The 19,641-nt window shown below is 72.7% G+C and carries 16 protein-coding genes; 11 read left to right on the forward strand and 5 right to left on the reverse strand.

Translation table 11 applies throughout. The features are described from left to right. The first annotated feature begins 11 nt into the window (after window positions 1-11). The 6 genes from AB0F56_RS32425 (at window position 12) to ccrA (ending at window position 5,956) form a co-directional block, all read left to right on the forward strand. Window positions 12-266 (forward strand): acyl carrier protein, encoded by a 255-nt coding sequence (locus AB0F56_RS32425; protein WP_362016286.1) that lies wholly within the window; start codon window positions 12-14, stop codon window positions 264-266. Window positions 267-279: 13 nt separating this feature from the next. Continuing rightward, entirely contained in the window at window positions 280-2,130 is a 1,851-nt protein-coding gene (gene asnB, locus AB0F56_RS32430) for an asparagine synthase (glutamine-hydrolyzing) (RefSeq protein ID WP_362016289.1), read from the forward strand. 130 nt (window positions 2,131-2,260) lie between these two features. Then, entirely contained in the window at window positions 2,261-3,040 is a 780-nt protein-coding gene (locus tag AB0F56_RS32435) for an alpha/beta fold hydrolase (RefSeq protein ID WP_362016292.1), read from the forward strand. Window positions 3,041-3,045: 5 nt separating this feature from the next. Beyond that, complete coding sequence (locus AB0F56_RS32440; protein WP_362016295.1) at window positions 3,046-3,912, forward strand: metallophosphoesterase; 867 nt, start codon at window positions 3,046-3,048, stop codon at window positions 3,910-3,912. Continuing rightward, complete coding sequence (locus AB0F56_RS32445) at window positions 3,909-4,604, forward strand: 4'-phosphopantetheinyl transferase superfamily protein (RefSeq protein ID WP_362016297.1); 696 nt, start codon at window positions 3,909-3,911, stop codon at window positions 4,602-4,604. The genes AB0F56_RS32440 and AB0F56_RS32445 overlap by 4 nt, the downstream gene beginning before the upstream one ends. After that, a complete protein-coding gene (ccrA, locus tag AB0F56_RS32450) occupies window positions 4,601-5,956 on the forward strand; it encodes a crotonyl-CoA carboxylase/reductase (protein WP_362016299.1) in 1,356 nt (451 codons plus the stop codon). The genes AB0F56_RS32445 and ccrA overlap by 4 nt, the downstream gene beginning before the upstream one ends. 71 nt (window positions 5,957-6,027) lie before the next feature. Here ccrA and AB0F56_RS32455 read toward each other — a convergent pair whose 3' ends face one another. Beyond that, on the reverse strand, window positions 6,028-6,738 hold the full coding sequence (locus AB0F56_RS32455) for a DUF4232 domain-containing protein (RefSeq protein ID WP_362016301.1): 711 nt from the start codon (window positions 6,736-6,738) through the stop codon (window positions 6,028-6,030). A 209-nt stretch (window positions 6,739-6,947) separates the two neighbouring features. On the opposite strand from AB0F56_RS32455, the gene AB0F56_RS32460 reads away from it, so the two are divergent. Then, complete coding sequence (locus AB0F56_RS32460) at window positions 6,948-8,279, forward strand: helix-turn-helix transcriptional regulator (protein ID WP_362016303.1); 1,332 nt, start codon at window positions 6,948-6,950, stop codon at window positions 8,277-8,279. 60 nt (window positions 8,280-8,339) lie between these two features. Here AB0F56_RS32460 and AB0F56_RS32465 read toward each other — a convergent pair whose 3' ends face one another. From AB0F56_RS32465 to AB0F56_RS32480, 4 genes are all read right to left on the reverse strand, one after another. Continuing rightward, entirely contained in the window at window positions 8,340-9,326 is a 987-nt protein-coding gene (locus AB0F56_RS32465; protein WP_362016305.1) for an aldo/keto reductase, read from the reverse strand. 19 nt (window positions 9,327-9,345) lie between these two features. Further along, entirely contained in the window at window positions 9,346-10,173 is an 828-nt protein-coding gene (locus tag AB0F56_RS32470; RefSeq protein ID WP_362016334.1) for an alpha/beta fold hydrolase, read from the reverse strand. 26 nt (window positions 10,174-10,199) lie between these two features. Further along, window positions 10,200-11,516, reverse strand: a complete 1,317-nt coding sequence (locus AB0F56_RS32475) for a cytochrome P450 (protein WP_362016307.1) — start codon at window positions 11,514-11,516, stop codon at window positions 10,200-10,202. 349 nt (window positions 11,517-11,865) lie between these two features. Further along, entirely contained in the window at window positions 11,866-12,636 is a 771-nt protein-coding gene (locus AB0F56_RS32480) for a LuxR C-terminal-related transcriptional regulator (protein ID WP_362016309.1), read from the reverse strand. Window positions 12,637-13,001: 365 nt separating this feature from the next. On the opposite strand from AB0F56_RS32480, the gene AB0F56_RS32485 reads away from it, so the two are divergent. The 4 genes from AB0F56_RS32485 to AB0F56_RS32500 all read left to right on the forward strand — a co-directional run bounded on the left by AB0F56_RS32485 (window position 13,002) and on the right by AB0F56_RS32500 (window position 19,640). Further along, a complete protein-coding gene (locus tag AB0F56_RS32485) occupies window positions 13,002-13,181 on the forward strand; it encodes a hypothetical protein (RefSeq protein WP_362016311.1) in 180 nt (59 codons plus the stop codon). 92 nt (window positions 13,182-13,273) lie between these two features. Continuing rightward, entirely contained in the window at window positions 13,274-14,974 is a 1,701-nt protein-coding gene (locus AB0F56_RS32490) for a condensation domain-containing protein (RefSeq protein ID WP_362016313.1), read from the forward strand. Continuing rightward, window positions 14,971-18,426: an amino acid adenylation domain-containing protein gene (locus AB0F56_RS32495; RefSeq protein WP_362016315.1), complete on the forward strand. Its 3,456-nt coding sequence runs from the start codon at window positions 14,971-14,973 to the stop codon at window positions 18,424-18,426. Before AB0F56_RS32490 ends, AB0F56_RS32495 begins: the two co-directional genes overlap by 4 nt. Further along, entirely contained in the window at window positions 18,423-19,640 is a 1,218-nt protein-coding gene (locus tag AB0F56_RS32500; RefSeq protein WP_362016317.1) for a cytochrome P450, read from the forward strand. The genes AB0F56_RS32495 and AB0F56_RS32500 overlap by 4 nt, the downstream gene beginning before the upstream one ends. Window position 19,641 lies beyond the last annotated feature (1 nt).

Here is a 19,641-nt window from a genome sequence, read left to right on the forward strand (position 1 = left end):
AGGAAAGCGCTATGGCGGAAATGACCATCCAGGACCTGATCGACGTGTTCAACCGCAGCATCGGCGACCAGGACCCGGTCGAGCCGGAGGGCGACCCGTCGGACCTGACGTTCGCCGCGCTCGGCTTCGACTCGCTGACCACGCTCAACGCCGTCCGGCGGATCGAGCGCAAGAACGGCATCGAGCTCGGCGAGAACGTGGTCAGCGAGGCGAGGACCCCCCGCCAGCTGCTCGACCGCGTCAACACCGCCCTCAGCGGCGTTTGAGGAGGACACGGGGATGTGCGGGATCACCGGATGGGTGGCGCACGGCGAGGAACTCGCCCGGCACCGCTCGGTCGTGCAGGCGATGACCGACACCATGGGCTGCCGAGGCCCGGACGCGGAAGGGGTCTGGATCGACGGACCGGTCGCGTTCGGCCACCGAAGGCTCTCCATCATCGACCCGGCGGGCGGGGCGCAGCCCATGGTCGCCGAGCGCGAGGGCAGGACGCTCGCCGCGCTGACTTTCTGCGGTGAGATCTACAACTACCAGGAGCTCCGCGAGGAACTGGCGGCGCTGGGGCACGAGTTCCGCACCCGCAGCGACACGGAGGTCGTGCTCACCGCGTACCTCCAGTGGGGCATGGACTTCGCCGCCCGGCTCAACGGCATGTTCGCCATCGGGCTGTGGGACGCGGCCACCCGCGAACTGCTGCTCGTACGCGACCCGATCGGCGTCAAGCCGCTGTACTACGCGCGCACCGCGAACGGCGTCCTGTTCGGCTCGGAGCCCAAGGCCGTCCTCGCCAACCGCGCCGTGCCGCGCCGTGTCGACGCCCAGGGCCTCGCCGAGATACTCGACATGGTCAAGACCCCGGAGATCACCCCGTTCGCCGACCTCTCCGAGGTCCGGCCCGGCCAGATCGTGCGGGTGACCGAGGGCGGTCTGACGAAGACGAGGTACTGGCAGCTCACCGCCCGCGAGCACACCGACGACCTCGACACCACCATCGGCACGGTCCGCGGCCTGCTGGAGGACATCGTGTCCCGCCAGCTCGTCGCGGACGTCCCGGTCGCCACCCTGCTCTCCGGCGGCCTGGACTCGTCGGCGATCACCGCGCTCGCCCACCGCGCGCTCACCGCCGAGGGCCGCGGCCCGGTGCGGTCGTACTCGGTGGACTTCCAGGGCGCGGCCGACCAGTTCGAGCCCGACGCGGTGCGCGGCACGGCCGACGCGCCGTACGTGCGCGACTTCGTCGCCCAGGTGGGGACCGACCACCGTGAGGTGCTCCTCGACAGCGCGGAGCTGGCCGACCCGGAGGTACGGGCGGCGATCCTCGCCGCCACCGACCTGCCGCCCGGGTACTGGGGCGACCTGTGGCCGTCGCTGTACCTGCTGTGCCGGGAGATCCGGAAGCGGGCGACCGTGGTCCTCTCCGGCGAGTCCGCCGACGAACTGTTCGGCGGCTACCGGTGGTACATGCGGGACGAGGCGGTCAACGCGCCCACCTTCCCGTGGCTCACCCCCGGCTCGGCGCGCATCTTCGGCGGCAGCTCGCTGATCGACCAGGGCCTGCTGGCCAAGCTGGACCTGGAGGGCTACCGCCAGGACCGCTACGCCGAGGCCGTCGCCGAGGTGCCGGTGCTGCCCGGCGAGAGCGCCGTCGACCGGCGGATGCGCGAGGTCACGTACCTCAACATCACCCGGTTCATGCAGGCGGTCCTCGACCGCAAGGACCGGATGAGCATGGCCGTCGGCCTGGAGGTCCGCGTCCCGTTCTGCGACCACCGGCTGATGGACTACGTGTTCAACGTGCCCTGGGCGATGAAGTCCTTCGACGGCAGGGAGAAGAGCCTGCTGCGCGCCGCCGCCCGCGACGTGCTGCCGACCTCCATTCTGGAGCGCACGAAGACGCCGTTCCCCGCCACCCAGGACACCCGGTACGAGCAGGCGCTCCGCGCCGAGCTGCGCGAAGTGCTCGCCGACCCGGACGCCCCGGTGCGACCGCTCCTGAACACCACCAGGGTCACCCGGGTCCTCAACCGCGAGCTGGACGACGTCAGCCTCCCGCACGATCGCGGCGGCCTGGAGATGGCTCTCTGGCTCAACAGGTGGCTGACCAACTACGACGTGACCGTGGACGTCTGAGCCGACGTCCGCGCCACCGCGGTGCCGGCCGGTACGAGACCGGCCGGCACCGCACCGGTACGGAGAGCGGGAGCCGTCCCGCCCTCCGTACCGTTCGATCCGACCGCATGTGTGGAAACAAGGGGAACTGATGGCGAACCGGTCCAGCGACGAACACAAGCTGTGGATGCGGAGCTTCCATCCGACGTCGCCCGGCGCAACGCGCCTTCTCTGTCTGCCGCACGCGGGAGGCTCCGCGAGCTTCTTCTTCCCCGTCTCGGCGGCGCTGGGGCCCGAGGTCGACGTCCTCGCGGTGCAGTACCCCGGCCGTCAGGACCGGCGGGCGGAGCCCGCCGCCGACTCCCTCGAGGCCCTCGCGGACGAGCTGTTCCGCGTCCTCGACCCCCACGACGACACCCCCCTGGCCCTGTTCGGGCACAGCATGGGCGCCGTCGTCGGCTTCGAACTCGCCCGCCGTCTCGAGGCCGCCGGGCGTCCGCCCGCCGTCCTCTTCGCCTCCGGCCGCCGCGGCCCGTCCCGGGTCCGTACCGAAGTGGTCCACCAGCGCGACGACGCCGGTCTTGTCGAGGAGATGAAGAAGCTCAACGGCACCGACCTCACCCTCCTCGACGACCCGGAGATGCTGCAGATGATCCTGCCGGCGATCCGCGCCGACTACCGGCTCGTGGAGACCTACCGACGCGGCCCGGGACAGCGGCTGAGCTGCCCCGTCGTCGTGATGACCGGTGACGCCGACCCGCGGGTCACGCTCGACGAGGCGCGGAGCTGGGACGAGGAGACCACCGGCGCCTTCGAACTCCTCGTCCACCCCGGCGGCCACTTCTACCTCGTGCCGCAGCACCGCGCCGTCAACGCCCAGATCAAGGAGTATCTGCGCAAGCTCGCCCCGCGAGCGGAAGCCCAGGTGTGAGACCCATGACAGACCGAGAGACCGAACGGCCCGGCGGGTCCGGCCGACTGCTCGCCGTGAGCGACCTGCACGTCTCCCACGCCGAGAACCGCCGCATCGTCGAGGACATGAAGCCGGAGAACGACGGCGACTGGCTGCTCATCGCCGGCGACGTCGGCGAGCTGACCACGGACATCGAGTGGGCCCTGACCCTGCTGCGCGACCGGTTCGCCGAGGTGGTGTGGGCGCCGGGCAACCACGAGCTGTGGACCCACCCGTCGGACCCGGTCCAACTGCGCGGCCAGGCACGCTACGACCACCTGGTCGCCTTCTGCCGCAGCGTCGGCGTGCACACCCCCGAGGACCCGTACCCGGTCTGGCGGGGAGCCGGTGGCCCGGTGACGGTGGCCCCGCTGTTCCTGCTGTACGACTACACCTTCCGCGCACCCGGACTCACCCAGGAACAGGCGCTGGCCCGCGCCTACGACGCCGGCGTGGTCTGCAGCGACGAGTTCCTGCTGCACCCGGACCCCTACCCGAGCCGCGAGGCCTGGTGCCGCGCCCGCGTCGGCGCCACCGAGGAGCGGCTCGCCGCGTGCGACCCGGAGATCCCCCTCGTCCTGGTGAACCACTTCCCGCTCGTACGGGAGCCCACGTCGGTGCTGTGGTTCCCCGAGTTCGCCCAGTGGTGCGGCACCGAGCTGACCGCCGACTGGCACCGCAGGTTCCGTACCGCGGCCGCGGTCTACGGACACCTGCACATCCCCCGCGACACCACCTACGACGGGGTGCCCTTCATGGAGGTCTCGCTCGGATACCCCCGCGAGTGGGGCAGACGGGGCCTGCCGAAGACGCTGCTGCGCCCGGTGCTCCAGGAGGAGGCGCGCGGATGATCGGCGACATACTCCCGGCCGGCGTGCGGTACGCGGACTCCCGCACCGACCTGACGCACGAGCCGCTCCACCCGGAAGAGGAAGAGCACATCGCCCTCGCCGTCGACACCCGTCGGCGGGAGTTCACCACGACCCGCGCCTGCGCCCGCAAGGCGCTGGCGGGCCTGGGCATCCCCTCCGTACCGATCCTGCCGGGGCAGCGCGGTGCGCCGCGGTGGCCGGCGGGCGTCGTCGGGAGCATGACGCACTGCGTCGGCTACCGCGCCGCGGCGGTGGCCCGCGCCGGGGAGGCCCTGACCATCGGCATCGACGCCGAACCGAACGAACCCCTCCCGGACGGCGTCCTGGAGGCCATCGCGTTCCCGAAGGAGAGCGCGGCCGTCCACGCGCTGGGGCGCACGAACCCGGGCGTGTGCTGGGACAGGCTGCTGTTCAGCGCGAAGGAGTCCGTGTACAAGGCCTGGTTCCCGCTGACCGAGCGGTTCCTCTCCTTCGAGGACGCGACGATCACCTTCGACGTCGAGGGCGACAGCCGGACCGGCACCGCGGGCGGCTTCCACGCCGAGCTCCTCGTCGAAGGCCCCTGGCCGACGGGGCGCCGGATGGCCGGCCGCTGGAGCGTGCGCGACGGACTGCTCGGCACCTCGATCGTCCTGCTCCACAGCACAACCCAGACGAGGAGAAACACGTGAAGGACCTTGCCGGCGCCATCCTCTCCGGGGAGGCGACCGCCGACGACATCCGCGCGCTGCCGATCCCCGAGAGCTATCGGGGAGTCGTCGTCCGCAAGGACGAGGCCGAGATGTTCGCGGGCATGGACTCCGCGGACAAGGACCCGCGCAAGTCCCTCCACCTGGACGAGGTGCCGGTGCCCGAACTGGGACCCGGCGAGGCGCTGGTGGCGGTGATGGCCAGTTCGATCAACTACAACACCGTGTGGAGCTCGATCTTCGAACCCCTGCCCACCTTCGGCTTCCTGGAGCGCTACGGCAGGCAGCAACCGCAGGGCCGGCGCCACGACCTGCCGTACCACGTCCTCGGCTCCGACCTCGCGGGCGTCGTGCTGCGCACCGGCCCCGGCGTGAACGCCTGGCGGCCGGGCGACGAGGTCGTCGCCCACTGCCTCTCGGTCGAGCTGGAGTCGCCGGACGGGCACAACGACACGATGCTCGACCCCCAGCAGCGCATCTGGGGCTTCGAGACCAACTTCGGCGGTCTGGCCGAGATCGCGCTCGTCAAGTCCAACCAGCTGATGCCCAAGCCCAGGCACCTGACCTGGGAGGAGGCCGCCTCTCTCGGCCTGGTCAACTCCACCGCGTACCGCCAGCTGGTCTCCCGCAACGGCGCCGGCATGAAGCAGGGCGACAACGTCCTGATCTGGGGCGCGAGCGGCGGACTCGGTTCGTACGCCACCCAGTTCGCCCTGGCCGGCGGCGCCAACCCGGTCTGTGTCGTCTCCTCCCCCGAGAAGGCGGAGATCTGCCGGGCGATGGGCGCGGAGGCGGTCATCGACCGCAACGCCGAGGGGTACCGGTTCTGGAAGGACGAGCGCACCCAGGACCCGAAGGAGTGGAAGCGCCTCGGCAAGCGCATCCGCGAACTCACGGGCGGCGAGGACGTGGACATCGTCTTCGAGCACCCGGGCCGTGAGACCTTCGGCGCCTCGGTCTACGTCGCCCGGAAGGGCGGCACGATCGTCACCTGCGCCTCGACCTCGGGCTACCACCACGAGTACGACAACCGCTACCTGTGGATGTCGCTGAAGCGGATCGTCGGCTCGCACTTCGCCAACTACCGCGAGGCGTGGGAGGCCAACCGCCTGGTGTCCAAGGGCAAGATCCACCCCACCCTCTCCAGGACCTACTCCCTGGAGGAGACCGGCCAGGCGGCCTACGACGTCCACCGCAACCTCCACCAGGGCAAGGTCGGCGTCCTCGGCCTCGCCCCCGACGAGGGCCTGGGCGTGCGCGACCCGGAGATGCGCGCGAAGCACATCGACGCCATCAACCGCTTCCGCCCTCCGACGGAACTGCAGGGCACCTGAGCCCCGGGCCCGGCCGTCCCACAGCGGACGGCCGGTGCCCACGGGGCACGGGCGGGGCGGGCTCCCGGCCGTCAGTTGAGGGCGTCGCCCATCTGCTGCTGCCAGTACGTCACCTGGAGCGAGGAGTCGACGTACACGCCCTTGCCGGGGAGCGAGGGGTTCGCGACCGTGCCGTTCTTGAAGGCGACCGTCAGGCTCTTGGTCGTGTAGCCGTGCGTACCGCTGCCGTCCGCGGCCGAAAGGCGGACACCCGCGTAGCCGGACTCGCCCGGGGCGAGCGTGACGACCGCCTGGGGGTGCGTGGACTCGTCCACCGGGGGCACGGACTGGGCCTCGCCGAAGCGGGCGACCGGGTGGCCGAGGAGGTCGCAGTACTTCGTGCCGGTGTTGGTGACGGTGATCAGCAGGTGGTTCAGCGGGCGGGAGACCGGCGTGGCGATGGTCTTGGTCGTGCCGGTGCCGCACTGCGGGTTCCTGGATTCGCCGCCCCCGCCGGAGGAGCCCTTCGCCTCGCCCTGGCCGCCGTTCTCCTTGCCGCCGGACTTCTTCGGCGTGCTCTTCGCCGGCTGCGCCGTCGGGCTCGTGCTCGGCGGCTGCGTGGCGGGCTGCGACGCGGAGGGGCTCGCGGTGGGGGTGGAGGTGGCGGTGGAGGAGGCCGAGTCGGCGGTGCCGTGGCTCCGTGCGGAAGTGGCGTCCGTGTCACCACACGCGGTCAGCGAGAGTGCGGCGATCGCGACCGTCGTCGCGGCGAGCAGGCGGGTTCGGGTGAGGCGTCCGGACATGGTGGGTCCCCCTGGAGGTGGCTGGTTCGCGGTGCCGGCCGGCGGCCGGGCCGCTGCGGCGTGCTTGGATGACCAGAGCTTGTGCGAAGATCCGTCCCGCCCGCCACAACCGCCGGGTGGTACGGGACACTGGGACGAAGTCGCGCCGTTGACCTGGGGGGATGTCGCTCCCTGGGATGCGGGGGCGGGATGCGGGAGAGGATGAAACGGTGGTCGGGGACGAGTTCGCGACGCTTCTGGGACGGCTCAAGGAGCGCTCGGGACTGAGCTACGGCTCGATGGGGAAGCGACTGCACATGAGCGGTTCCACCCTCCATCGGTACGTCACCGGGGAGGCCGTGCCGACGGACTACGCGCCCGTGGAGCGCTTCGCGCGGCTCTGCAAGGCGACGCCGGACGAGCTCGTCGAGCTGCACCGGCTCTGGGTGCACGCGGACGTGACGCGCCAGCGCAAGGGGTCGGCGCCCGAAGCCGCACCGGCACCCGCAGCCGCAGCCGCGCCGGAACCGGAGCCCGCGCCCGCACCGGCGCCTCAGGTGGAAGCCAAGGCCGAGGGCGCGGAATCGGAGGTTTCCGACGACAACGAGCTGGTCGTCAGCGGCCCGGCCCCCGCGCCCGACGCCGAGCCCCGCCCCCGGCGCGGGTGGCGTCGGCGTACCGTCGCGATCGCCGGTGCCGCCGTCGTCGCGGCCGTCGTCACGGTGGCCCTCGTGCTGAACGTCCCCAGCGGCGCGGACGGCGACGACAAGCGGGAGACCACGGGCTCCTCGTCCGTCTCCGAGCGCCCGGAGACCGGCGCCGCCGCCAAGACCCCGACGCCGTCGGTATCGGGCAAGAGCGGCAGCCCCACCCCGACGCCGTCGGCGCCGAACAGTACGGGCAACGGCGCGGGTACGGGAACGGGCGGGGGCCAAGGGGAGGCCACCGCGCCGACCGTCGCCGCGAACCCGTACAAGTGGGAACACCCGTGCAGCCAGCACTACCTGCTGGACCGGGAGCCCGCGCAGGTCCCCCCGCCGCCCATCGAGGCGGAGGCGCCCGGCTGGGTGGCCTCGCTCGGCGGCGTGACCGGCGGCGACCACCTCCTCGCGCTGACCGTGCAGGGCACCGGGAAGCAGACCGTCGTCCTGGAGGCCCTCCACGTCCGCGTCGAGAAGAAGGGCGCGCCGCTCCCCTGGAACGACTACAGCATGGGCGTCGGCTGCGGCGGTGAGGTGGAGACCAAGTCCTTCGCCGTGGACCTCGACTCCCCGCGCCCCGACCTCACCCCCGTCGCCGGCCAGCGGGACTTCCCGTACAAGGTCAGCGAGTCCGACCCCGAGGTCTTCTACGTGATGGCGAGCGCCCAGGCGCACGATGTGAGCTGGTACATCGAACTGGACTGGTCCAGCGGCAAACAGCGCGGCACGGTCCGGATCGACGACGACGGCAAGCCGTTCCGTACGAGCGGCAGCGTCGGCCGGCCCGGCTACGACCGGCCGCTGGGCTGGAACGAGTGGATCGACCGGCCCGTCGAGGACAACAGCGAGCAGACGCCGTAGGACGGCCGCGTGCCCCGCGTCTCGGACGAGGCGCGGGGCACGCGGCGGGAGTGCGTGGCGTCAGTTGACGGAGTCGAGCTTCTTCCGCTGCTCCTCGGTCAGTTCGAGGTCGACCGCGCCCAGGTTCTCGTCCAGCTGGGCCACCGACGAGGCGCCGACGAGCGGCAGGACCGGGATGTCGCCGCCCATCAGCCAGGCCAGGACCACCTGGTTGACCGTCGCGCCGGTCTCCGCGGCCACCTCGCGGATCGCCTTGAGCCGCGGCTCGGTGCCCGCGTGTTCGAAGCCCGCGCCGAGCGGCTTGTCGTCCCGTACGTACGCGCCCGAGATCAGCGGCGAGTACGAGACCTGGGTGAGCTCGGGGTTGGCGCGCAGGTAGCTGAGCAGGTCGCCGCTGACCAGACCCTGGTTGCCGTCGGGGGAGCGCAGGCTCGGGATGTCCATGCGCTGGCGCAGGTAGCTGTGGTGGTGCTGGAGCACCTCGTAGCCGGGGACGCCGGCCGCGGCGGCCAGGGTGCGGGCGCGCTCGACGCGCCAGGCCCAGTGGTTGCTGGCGCCGAGCAGGCCGGCCACGCCGTCCGCGACGACGTCGGCGAAGCCCTGGACGGTCTCCTCCAGCGGGGTGTGCTCGTCCATGATGTGCGCGTACAGCAGGTGGATCTTCTCGATGCCGAGGCGCTCGCGGCTGCGCTCCGAGGACTCGCGGATGACCTTGGCGGAGAGGCCCTCGACGTCCAGGCTGAAGCCCGAGGTGGGCTGGTTGGGGCGGGCGCCCAGCTTGGTGGCGATGGTGATCTCGTCGCCGATGCCCCGGCTCTTCAGCCAGCGGCCGACCAGCTCCTCGCTCTCGCCGCCCTGGGTGCCGTTGACCCAGAACGCGTAGTTGTTGGAGGTGTCGATGAACGTGCCGCCGGCCTCGACGAAGCGGTCGAGGATCGCGTAGGACGTCGCCTCGTCCACGGTGGTGCCGAAGGTCATGGCGCCGAGGCTCAGCACACTGACCTCGCGGCGCGTTGCGGGCGAACTTCCGATGACGCGGTACTTCATGACGGACGGTCCTTTCGGATCAGGGGTGGGTGGGTGCGCCGGTGCTGACGGTGTCCGTGCTGCCGGTAAGGCCGGCCGGAAGGTCGGCGAGCAGCTCGGACACGATGGCGTCCAGGTGGGGTACGAGATAGAAGTGGCCGCCCGCGTACGAGCGCAGCCGGAACGCGCCCGTGGTGTGGGTGCGCCAGGCGAGCGCCTGCGGCTCGTCGACCCGGGGGTCGATGTCGCCGATGAGCGCGGTGACGGGGCAGTCCAGCGGGGTGGCGCCGCGGAAGCGGTACGTCTCCGTGGCCACGTAGTCGCTGCGGACGGCGGGCAGGATCGCGGCGAGCAGCTCGGGGTGGTCGAGCATCCGCTCGTCCGTGCCGCCGAGCAGCTTCATGTCCGCGATGAGCCGCTCGTCGTCGGCGAGGTGTACCGCGCCGGGCGCGGCGATCGACGGCGCACGCCGGCCGGAGACGGCGAGCGCGGCGGGCGGGAGGCCCGCGTCGCGGAGCCGGCAGGACACCTCGAAGGCGAGCGAGGCGCCCATGCTGTGCCCGAAGACCGTGAACGGCCGGTCCAGGAAGGTCTCCCGGGCGCCGAGCAGTTCGGCGGTCACCAGGTCGGCCAGCTCGTGCAGGGACTCCACGCACGGCTCGCCGAACCGCTCCTGGCGGCCCGGATACTGCACGACGAGTACCTCGGCGTGGTCGGCCAGGGCGGCCGACAGCGGGAAGTAGTACGAGGCGTTGCCGCCCGCGTGCGGGAGGACCAGCAGGCGCGGGGCGCCGGGCGGCGCGGTGTGGAAGCGGCGCAGCCACCGTGACCCGGTCGGCGCGACGGCGGTCCTGGCCGGGGTGGTCAGGCCCGAGGGCGCCGCTCCCGTCGGCGTCACGCCGTCCTCCTCGCCCGGCCGTCGCCGCCGCGTGCGGGGCGGGCGGTGATCGGGATGTGCTTGTAGCCGGAGACGAAGTTGGAGCGCAGCCGCTCGGGGGTACCGGCGGGCCGGAAGTCCTCGAAGCGGGTGAACAGCTCGTGGTACAGCGTCTTGAGGGTGACGCGGGCGACGCTGTGGCCGATGCAGTAGTGCGGGCCGATGCCGAACGCGAGGTGCTTGTTGGGCTTGCGCCGGATGTCGAACTCGGCTCCGCGCGTGAAGACCCGGTCGTCGCGGTTGGCGGAGCCGAGCCAGACGACGACCGCGTCCCCGGCCTTGATCCGCGTGTTGCGGATCTCGATGTCACGGGTGGCGTACCGCAGGAAGTGGTTGACGGGGGAGGCCCAGCGCAGGGACTCCTCCAGGCCGGTGGCGTCGGCCTCCGGGTGCGCGGCCCAGTCCTGGAGCACGCCGGACTCGATGAACTCGGCCATCACGAAGTTCGGCGCGTGCGGGGTGGTGACGTTCGCGCCGAGCAGCAGGCTGTAGCAGTTGGCGACGATCTCGTCGGGCGCCATGTGCCGGCCCTCGAACTCCGTGGAGATCAGGACGCTCAGCAGATCGTCGCCCAGGTTGTTCCGGCGGAACCGCACCAGGTCCTGGAAGTAGGCGAACAGGTCCCGGTGGGCCGCCTTCAGGGTGACGTCACGGCCACCCGCGTCCTGGTACTCGGGGTCGTCGGCGGCGATGCACACGGTGGTGAGCCGGTTGAGCCAGGACCAGTCCGAGGTCGGCAGGCCCATCATGGTGCCGGTGACCGACATCGGCATCGCCAGCATGGCCTGCGCGAAGTCGAACGTGCCGCCGTCGCCGAGCGGTTCGACGAGCGGGACGACCAGGTCGCGGATCATCTCCCGCTGCCGGTCGACCGACTTGATGGCGAGGGCCTTCTTGAGCCGGCCCTGCATCTCGGTGTGGCGCGGCGGGTCGGTGGCCGCGAGCTGCTTGCCGCTGGCCGGGTCGTCGAGACCCAGCAGGTCGAGCATGGTGCCGCGCTCGGACGTGAACGTCGCGGTGTCGCGCAGGACGCGGTCGGAGTCGTCGAAGCGGACGACGTTCCAGAACCATCGGTCGGCGTCGACCTCGTGGCGGGTCAGGGTGTCGAGCGCGCGCATCCGCGCCCAGACCGGGTGCGGGTCGCCGTCGCTGTAGAGACCCGGGTCGACCAGGTCGAGGGTGTCGGCGGGGCCGGTGGCGGCCGCGTGCATCGGGCAGCCGGGCGGCGGTACGAGCGAGGGTGCATCGGACGGTGTGGTGGCGTGGACGGTCAAGACCCGTCTTCCTTTCGCCGGGGCGGGCGGTGGGAACGCGCCATGACACGCGGGCTCGCGGCGTACGGAGAGGACGGCGCGGGGCGCGTGCGAAGAGACGGACCACAGGCCACCGGATCGACGACCCGGGGCAGGGTCCTGCGTGGCGCGACGGGGAACCAGCCGGTCTGCGCTCTGCTGCGGCCGGAGAGGGCCGCGCGGGGGGTGGTGCTGATGGCACAACGTACATGACACCGCGCCGAACGTGAAGCGCCCCCCGGCGCCCCTCCCGCGCCCCCGGCGTCCCCGGGCCCGCAGGCCCCGGCGCCCCCGGCCTCCGCAGGCCCTGCACCACCCCCCGGCCGTCCCGTCACTCCGGGGCGTCGTCCAGGAAGCCGCTCTTGGCGATCAGGTAGGCCAGTTGGGCCCGGCTGCGGCTGCCGAAGAGCTCCGCCGCCCACCGCATGTGGTTGGCCACGCTGCGCGTGCTCATGCCGAGCCGTGCGGCGATCGCGTCGTCCGTGTAGCCGTTCACCATGTGCCGCAGGATCGCCCGCCGCACCTCGTCCGTGAGCAGCGGGGGCAGCCGCGTGCTGGGGAAGTTGCGCAGCGGCGAGGCCCGCTGCCAGGCGTGCTCGAAGATGCCCACCAGGTACCGCACCACGCCGGGATGCTCCACGGCGAGCGCGATCTCGCTCCGCTCCGAGCTCGGGTCCGGGATGAAGGCGATCTTCCGGTCGCAGACGATCAGCCGGTCGAAGACCTCGTCGAGCGTCCGGACCTCCCCGCCCGCCCGCGCGATGTGCTCGACGTACGTGAGCGTCGGCTGGTGGGAGCGGATCGTGTGCTGGTAGATCGTCCGCTGGGCGACACCCCGCCCGATCGCCTCCAGATCGCTCGCGAGCGCCTTGTCGAGGAGTTCCTGCGGCCGGCCCCCGCCCGGCTGCGCCGTCAGCAGTTCTTCCTCACAGGCGTGCACGGCCGCCGAAAGCGTCGCGCTGATCGCGTCGGCCCCCTGCACGACGCGAATCAGATGCGAATCCCCCTGGCCGTAACTGTCCAGATAGACCTCCTGCGCCTGGGCGATGGAGGCACGCATCGTCGCGAGGGCGTGCTTCTTCTCGTCGATGGCGCGTTCCATGCGATCCATCTGCGCCCCGGAGGCCAGCCGAGGCGGGATCGGGGCCAGGTTCCCGTCCGGAACACGCTGGACAAGTCCCAGGTCAAGCAGGCATCGAGGGCATTCGCCCGGCGTCGGCCGGTTCGCCAAGGAGTCCGCGTAGTACTGAAGTCCGTCCGCGCAGATCTCGACGGTGCGATCTTCGCTTCCATTGTCCGATCTCGTGCACATTTCCCCACCCTGCTGGTTTCCGCATTGCAGGATCATCCTCCCCGATCATGGGTGACCCGGCGCGTCAGTACAGCGCATGATTCCGGACGGGGAACCACACAGGTCTAAACCATGCAGCGTCACTTCCGACCACAGTGAAAAGGCAAGGTATAGAGATGTTCAAGCACGTTTCCGTTCGCGCTCTGGCCGTTCTCGCGCTGACGATTCCGGCCATCGCGGGACTGGCCGTCACCACCGACACCGCTCCCGCCGGCACCGTCCAGGCCGACTCCCAGTGGGGCCCGACCCCGCCGCAGACGCCCGTCGCGCCGCTCGACGACTCCCAGTGGGGCTGAGCCGGGCCTGACCGCCCGCCGCTCCGCCCCGCTCCACCTCTCCACGTAGCTCCATCCCACTCACCGCCCCCGCCGAATTCGGAGGTCCATTCGTGCTGCCCGCAGCGCCGTACGGTACGTCACCGACCGGACACGTCTGGTATCCGGCCACGAGGGTGCAGCAAGGCATCTGGGTCCTGGACCGGGACGAGCTGCTGCGCCCCACCCAACTGGTCCCCACGGTCGTCGAGTTCACCGGCCCCGTGGACCACGCGGCGCTGGTCTCGGCGGTCGGACGGTCCCTCTCCCGGCACCCCTCGCTCCGTGCCCGCTTCCGGCTCGACGTCAAGCGCCGCCAGGTCGAGTACACGACCGAAGGCCCGCCGGCCGAGCCCGGCTTCCTCGACGCCGAGGCCGAGGGCTGGACCGAGGAGGAGGTCGACAACCTGGTACGGGCCCTGTGCTCCGCGCCGTTCGACCTCGCGAAGGAGGCCCCCGCCCGGGCGGAGGTCATGCGCCTCGGGCCCGAGCGCACCCTCCTCGTCCTCAACGTGCACCACATCATCTTCGACGGGGTCTCCCGCGGCATGCTCCTCGACGACATCGTCGCCCTCTACCGGGCCGCCGTCGACGGGGTCGAACCGCTCCTGAGCACCCCACCGCACCCCGCCTCCGTCGTCGCCGCCCGCGACCCGGACGCGATCGCCGAGCAGGTCGCCGAGGTCGTCGACCGGCTGCGCGGCGCACCCGCCGAGGTGCGCCTGCCCTTCACCCGTACCGCACCCGACGGCACCGAGGAGTCCCTGCTCGGCGCCACCGTCACCACCTCCCTCGACACGGCGACCACCGCCCGGATCATGGAGGTCGCCGCCCGCGAGGGCTGTACGCCCTTCATGGTCGGCGTCGCGCTGCTCGCCGCGACCCTCGCCCGCACCGGACCCCAGCGGGACTTCCTCATCGCCTTCGCCTGGCCGGGCCGCGACGACCCCGCCACCGCCGAGGTGATCGGGATGTTCATGACCACGGTCGTGCTCCGGGTCACCCTCGACGCCGAGGACACCTGGCACGACCTGCTCGCCGGCGTACGGATCGGCGGCATGGAGGCGTTCGTCGACAGCGACGTACCCCTCGACGCGGTCTCCGCCGCCCTCAACCCCGACCGCAACGCCCTGTGGCCGCCACTGTCGCCGGTCCTGGTCAATCTCGACGAGGCGCCCCGGTCCCTGGACCTGGTCCCCGGCACCGCCGGCCGGCTGCGCCCGCTCGACCCGATGTTCATCAAGTACGACCTGGCCCTGTTCGTCCGTCTCGAGGACACGCCCGACGGACGGCGGCTCGGGCTGTCCCTGGACTACCCGGTCCATGTGTTCGGCACCGGCGAGGTCCAGGACTTCCTCAACGCTCTGCGGCGCAGCGCCGCGGACCTCGCCACCTTCCCGGAGAATCCCGTGCTCGAAGAGTCCGTACGCCCCCACGCCACCGCCCCGGCCGTCGACCTGGACGACCCGGAGGCCCGCCTCGAACTCGTACGTTCCATCTGGCGCGAGGTCCTGGAGACCGACGAGGTCGCCGACGACGTCAGCTTCTTCGAGTCCGGCGGCGACTCGCTGCTCCTGGTCCTCCTCGTGGAGCGCCTCGGCCAGGTCTCCGGCCGCGAGGTCCGCACCATGGACCTGTTCCGCCGGCCCACCGTCGAGGGCCAGGCCGAGCTGATCGCCGCCGCCGCTGCCCCGGCCGCCGCCCCCGGCGCCGGCGGCGACCGTGCCGCGCTCCTCGCCGCCGCCCGCACCCAGTCCACCGGAGCCGCCCGATGACGGCCCGGGCGCTGGCCGCCGAGGTCCTCGACCTCCCGGACGGCCCGGACGCCTTCGGCGACGAGAGCTTCATCTCCCTCGGCGGCGACTCGCTGCGCGCCATGCGCCTCGCGGCCGTCCTGCAGGAGCGGCTCGGACTGCGCGTCGCCATCATGGACCTCCTCGGCGAGGCCCCCCTCGGGCAGGTGCTCGACGGCGCCACGCTCGTCGCCCCCGCCGAGGCGGCCTCCGCCGAACTGCTCACCGGCAGCGCCGAGCAGGCCCTCACGCCCGCCCAGCGCGGCATGTGGCTGATCGAGCGGGTCGCCGGCGGCTCCCCGTACAACCTGGTCTTCCACTGCTTCACCGAGGGCGGCCGGCTCGACCGCGACCTCCTCACCAAGGCCATCGCCGCCACCGTCGCCCGCCACGAGGGGCTGCGCACCGTCTTCCGCGAGACCCACGACGACGTGGTCCAGGAGATCCTGCCCGCGCACACCCCCGAACTCGTCACGCACACCTACGTCGGCCCGGCGGAGGCCTTCGAGAACCAGGTCCGCCGCGAGGGCGCCGCCCTCGGCCGCGAGCCCTTCGACCTGGCGGCCGCCCCCGCCTACCGGTTCGGCCACTGGGCCCCCGCCGCCGCCGAGGACGAGCGCGGCGCCCTCGTCCTCGCGGCGCACCACATGGTCCTCGACGGCTACGCCGTCGGACACCTGCTGCGCGAGATATTCGAGACGTACGCCGAACTCGCCGCCGAGGCCGACCAGGTCGGCCAGGCCGCACCCCGCGACCTCGGCACCACACTGGCCGCCCTCCGCCGGCACCAGGAGGAGGCCCGCGCCCGCGGCGCCTGGGACGAGCAGGCCGCGTTCTGGCGCTCCCACCTCGACGGCGTGCCGTCCGTCCTCGAACTCCCCGCCGACCAGCAGCGCCCGGCCGTCCAGGACGGCGCGGGCGACCGCCTCGGCCTGGACCTCGGCCCGGGCGTCACCGAGCGGGTCGCCGCACAGGCCCGCGCCCTCGGCATCACCCCGTACGCCTTCCTGCTCGGCGCCTTCGGCCTCACCCTGGCCCGCCGCACCGGTGCCCGCCGCCTCCTGGTCGGCGTACCGCTGCTGGGCCGCGGCCCCTCCGAACTGCGCCGGCTCGTCGCCGTCGCGGGCAACCTCGTACCCGTCCGCGTCGACGTGGACGACGACCTCGACGTCGCCGACTACCTGCGCGGGGTGCACCGTTCGCTCGGCGCCGCCATCGACGCCGGCGACCTGCCCTTCGAGGAGCTCGTCGCCCGCCTCGGCGTCGAGCGCAGCCTCGGCTGCCACCCGCTCGTCCAGGTCTGCTTCGGCATGCACGACCAGCTCGTCCCGCGCGAGCTGACCGCCGGACCGCTGCGCGTCCGCGTCGAGGAGGGCCACGGCGGCGGCTCCCAGTTCGACCTGACGATGCTCATCGGCCACGCCGACCCGTCGTACGCCGGCCACCTGGAGTACGCGACCAGCGTCTGGCGCCAGGCCGAGGCGGAGGCGTTCGTCGCCGACTTCCGCGCCGCCGTCGCCCAGCTCGCCGACGCGCCCGACGCCCGGCTCGAGGACGTCCGGGGCATCTCCGTGGAGAGCCGCGCGCTCCTGGACGAGATCAACGAGAGCGGCCGGGACTTCCCCGTCACCTCCCTCGACGCCCTCTTCCGCGAGGTGGCCGCGCGCGAGCCCGGCGCCGTCGCCGTCCGCGACGCCGCCCACACCCTGACGTACGGTCAGCTCGAAGAGGCCGCCGCCGAGCAGGCCCGGCTGCTGCGCGCCGCGGGGGTACGGCCCGGTGACCGGGTCCTCGTCGGAGTGGACCGCTCGGTCGCCGAGGCCGTCGCCGTCCTCGGTGTGGCCTGGGCGGGCGCCGCGTACGTCGGCATCGACCCCGCGCAGCCCGACAGCCACGTGACGAAGATCCTGGAGCGGGCGCAGCCGACCGCGGCCCTCACGGGCCCCGTCGACTCCGCCGTCGCCGAGCGCTTCGCGGGCCTCGGCGTCCCCGCCGTCGCGACCTGGGAGGCCGACTGGCAGCCCGGCGCGCCCGACGCCGTGCCGACCCCGCCCGCCGACCCGGCGCGCCTCGCGTACGTCGCCTTCACCTCCGGCTCCACCGGGCAGCCCAAGGGTGTGTGCGTACCGCACCGGGCCGTCATCCGCCTGGTCCACGAGGCCGGTTACGTCCGCCTCGGCGCGGGCGAGCGGATGCTGCGGCTCTCCCCGCTCTCCTTCGACGCCTCCACCCTGGAGCTGTGGGGCGCGCTGCTCACCGGCGCCTCCCTCGAAGTGCACCCGGCGGGGCTCGCCTCGCCGACAGAGCTGGGCGCCTTCCTCCAGGAGCGCGGGGTCACCGTCGCCTGGCTGACCGCCGGACTCTTCCGCCTGGTCGAGGAGTTCGCCCCGGACTCCCTGGGCGGCCTGCGCCAGCTCCTCACCGGCGGCGACGTGGTGCCCCACGAGCACACCGCCCGGCTGCTCGCCCGGCACCCCGGCATCGTCCTCACCAACGGGTACGGCCCGACCGAGAACACCACCTTCACCACCACCCACTCGGTGGCGCGCGTGGAGGACGTCGACGGCCCGCTGCCCATCGGCCGTCCGGTCCCCGGCACCCGCGTGTACGTCCTCGACGCCCGGCGCCGCCAGCTCCCGCCCGGCGCGGTCGGCGAGCTGTACACCAGCGGCGCCGGCCTCGCCGACGGCTACCTCGGCGACGAGAAGGAGACGGCCCGCGTCTTCGGGAACCTCTCCCCGGACGTGCCCGAGCGCCTCTACCGCACCGGCGACCTCGTCCGCATCGACACCAGCGGCCGCGTCCGCTTCCTCGGCCGCGCCGACGACCAGGTCAAACTGCGGGGCTACCGGGTCGAGTTGAGCGCCATCAGCGACGTCCTCGCCGCGCACGCCGAGGTCCAGGACGCCGTGGTGATCGTGACCGACGGCGACGGCGCCGACAAGCGGCTCGTGGCCGCCGTGGTCCTCGCGCCGGGCGCGTCCGTCGACGCGGTGGGCCTGCGCGAGCTGCTCGCGGAGAACCTGCCCTCCTACATGGTCCCGAACCTGTGGGCCGTGGTGGACCGGCTGCCGGTGACCGCCAACGGCAAGGTCGACCGGCGCGCGCTTGCGGCGGTGGCGGGGCCGGCGAAGCGGTCGGCCGCTCCGGTGCCCGCCCCGGCTCCGGTCGAGGCGGAGCCGGCCGCTCCGGCACCGGCCGGGGTGGATCTGGCACGCATCGCCGCGCTGTTCGACGGCGTCATCGACGGCGACCCCCTCACCGAGGTCACCGAGGACACCGACTTCTTCATGGTCGGCGGCAACTCCCTCGGCGCCGTACGCCTGATGCGCAAGGTCAAGCAGGAGCTGGGCGCGAACGTACGGCTGCGGGACTTCCTGCTGTCGCCCACGCCCGCCGGGCTGAACGCCCTCATCGAGAAGGCCGCGGAGTGAGGACCCGTACCGCGGCACCGGTCCCGGCGCCGTCCCTCGCGGACGGCGTCCGGGCGCCGGAGTGGGACGAAGGACTCGACTGCTGGGTCGTCGCCGACCCGCGCCTGGCCCAGCAGGTCCTCAACCACCCCGGCTTCGCCTCAGGGACCTTCGAGCGCTCCTTCCAGCTCTACATGACGGACGCGGCCCGCGCCGAGTACCGGGAGCTCACCGAGTTCCTGCGGCTCTGGTTCGTCCAGGCCGACGCCCCCGAGCACACGGCGCTGCGGCGTCCGGTCCAGCGCATGCTGTCCGCCTCGTACGTACGCCTCCTCGGGCCGCGCATCGAGGAGATCACGGACGAGTGCCTGACCGAACTGGCCGCCGCCGACCGCCCGCAGGACCTCGTGCCGGCCGTCGCCGAGGGCATCTCGGGCAAGGTCATGGCGCACGTCGTCGGCGTCGACGTGGACCCGCCCGTCCTGCACCGTTGGTCGCGGACCCTGTCGCTGTTCATCGGCGCCATGTACCGCCGCGACCACGCGCTGGCCGCGCACCAGGTGATGGAGGAGATGGCCGAGGCGCTCGCCGGCGCCCGGGCCCTGGAGGGCTTCCCCACCGACACCCCGGAGGACCGCGCCCGGACCACCGCGACCTGGGCCATGTGCCTCTTCGGCGGCCTGGAGACCACGGCCTCGCTGCTCGGCTCCACGGTTCTCACCGCCCTCGGCGACCAGGACCTCTGGGAGACCGTCAAGCGCGACGAGCCGGGCGCGGTCACCGGGCTCGTCGAGTCGGTGCTCGTCCGCAAGCCGCCGCTGCGGCACCTCGGCCGGGTCGTCGCGTACGACCAGGAGTTCGCGGGGGCGCGGCTGAGCGAGGGTGACCTCGTCCTGGTGAGCCTGACGGGACAGGGGCCGCTCGACGACATCGAGGAGGAAGTCCCGGCGGCCGTTTGTCCCGTGACCGGAGCGGTCGCGGCCGAGACGCCGTCCGCGACGCCCGGCGCGCTCGCCGAGGGGGAGCGGAACCTCGTCTTCGGCCACGGTCCGCACTACTGCGTCGGCGCGCCGCTGGCCCGCCTGGAGGCGGCCGTCCTGCTGCGCCGCCTGGCCGCGCGGTTCCCGCACGCCCGGCTGTCCGAAGAGGCCGCCGTCTGGGGCCCCAACCTCAGCTACGTCGGTCTCGACCACCTGTACGTCGACCTGGGCGTCGACCTGGGAGGAGAGGTCTGAC

This window comes from Streptomyces sp. NPDC026092 (genome assembly GCF_040638605.1).
Lineage (GTDB): Bacteria > Actinomycetota > Actinomycetes > Streptomycetales > Streptomycetaceae > Streptomyces.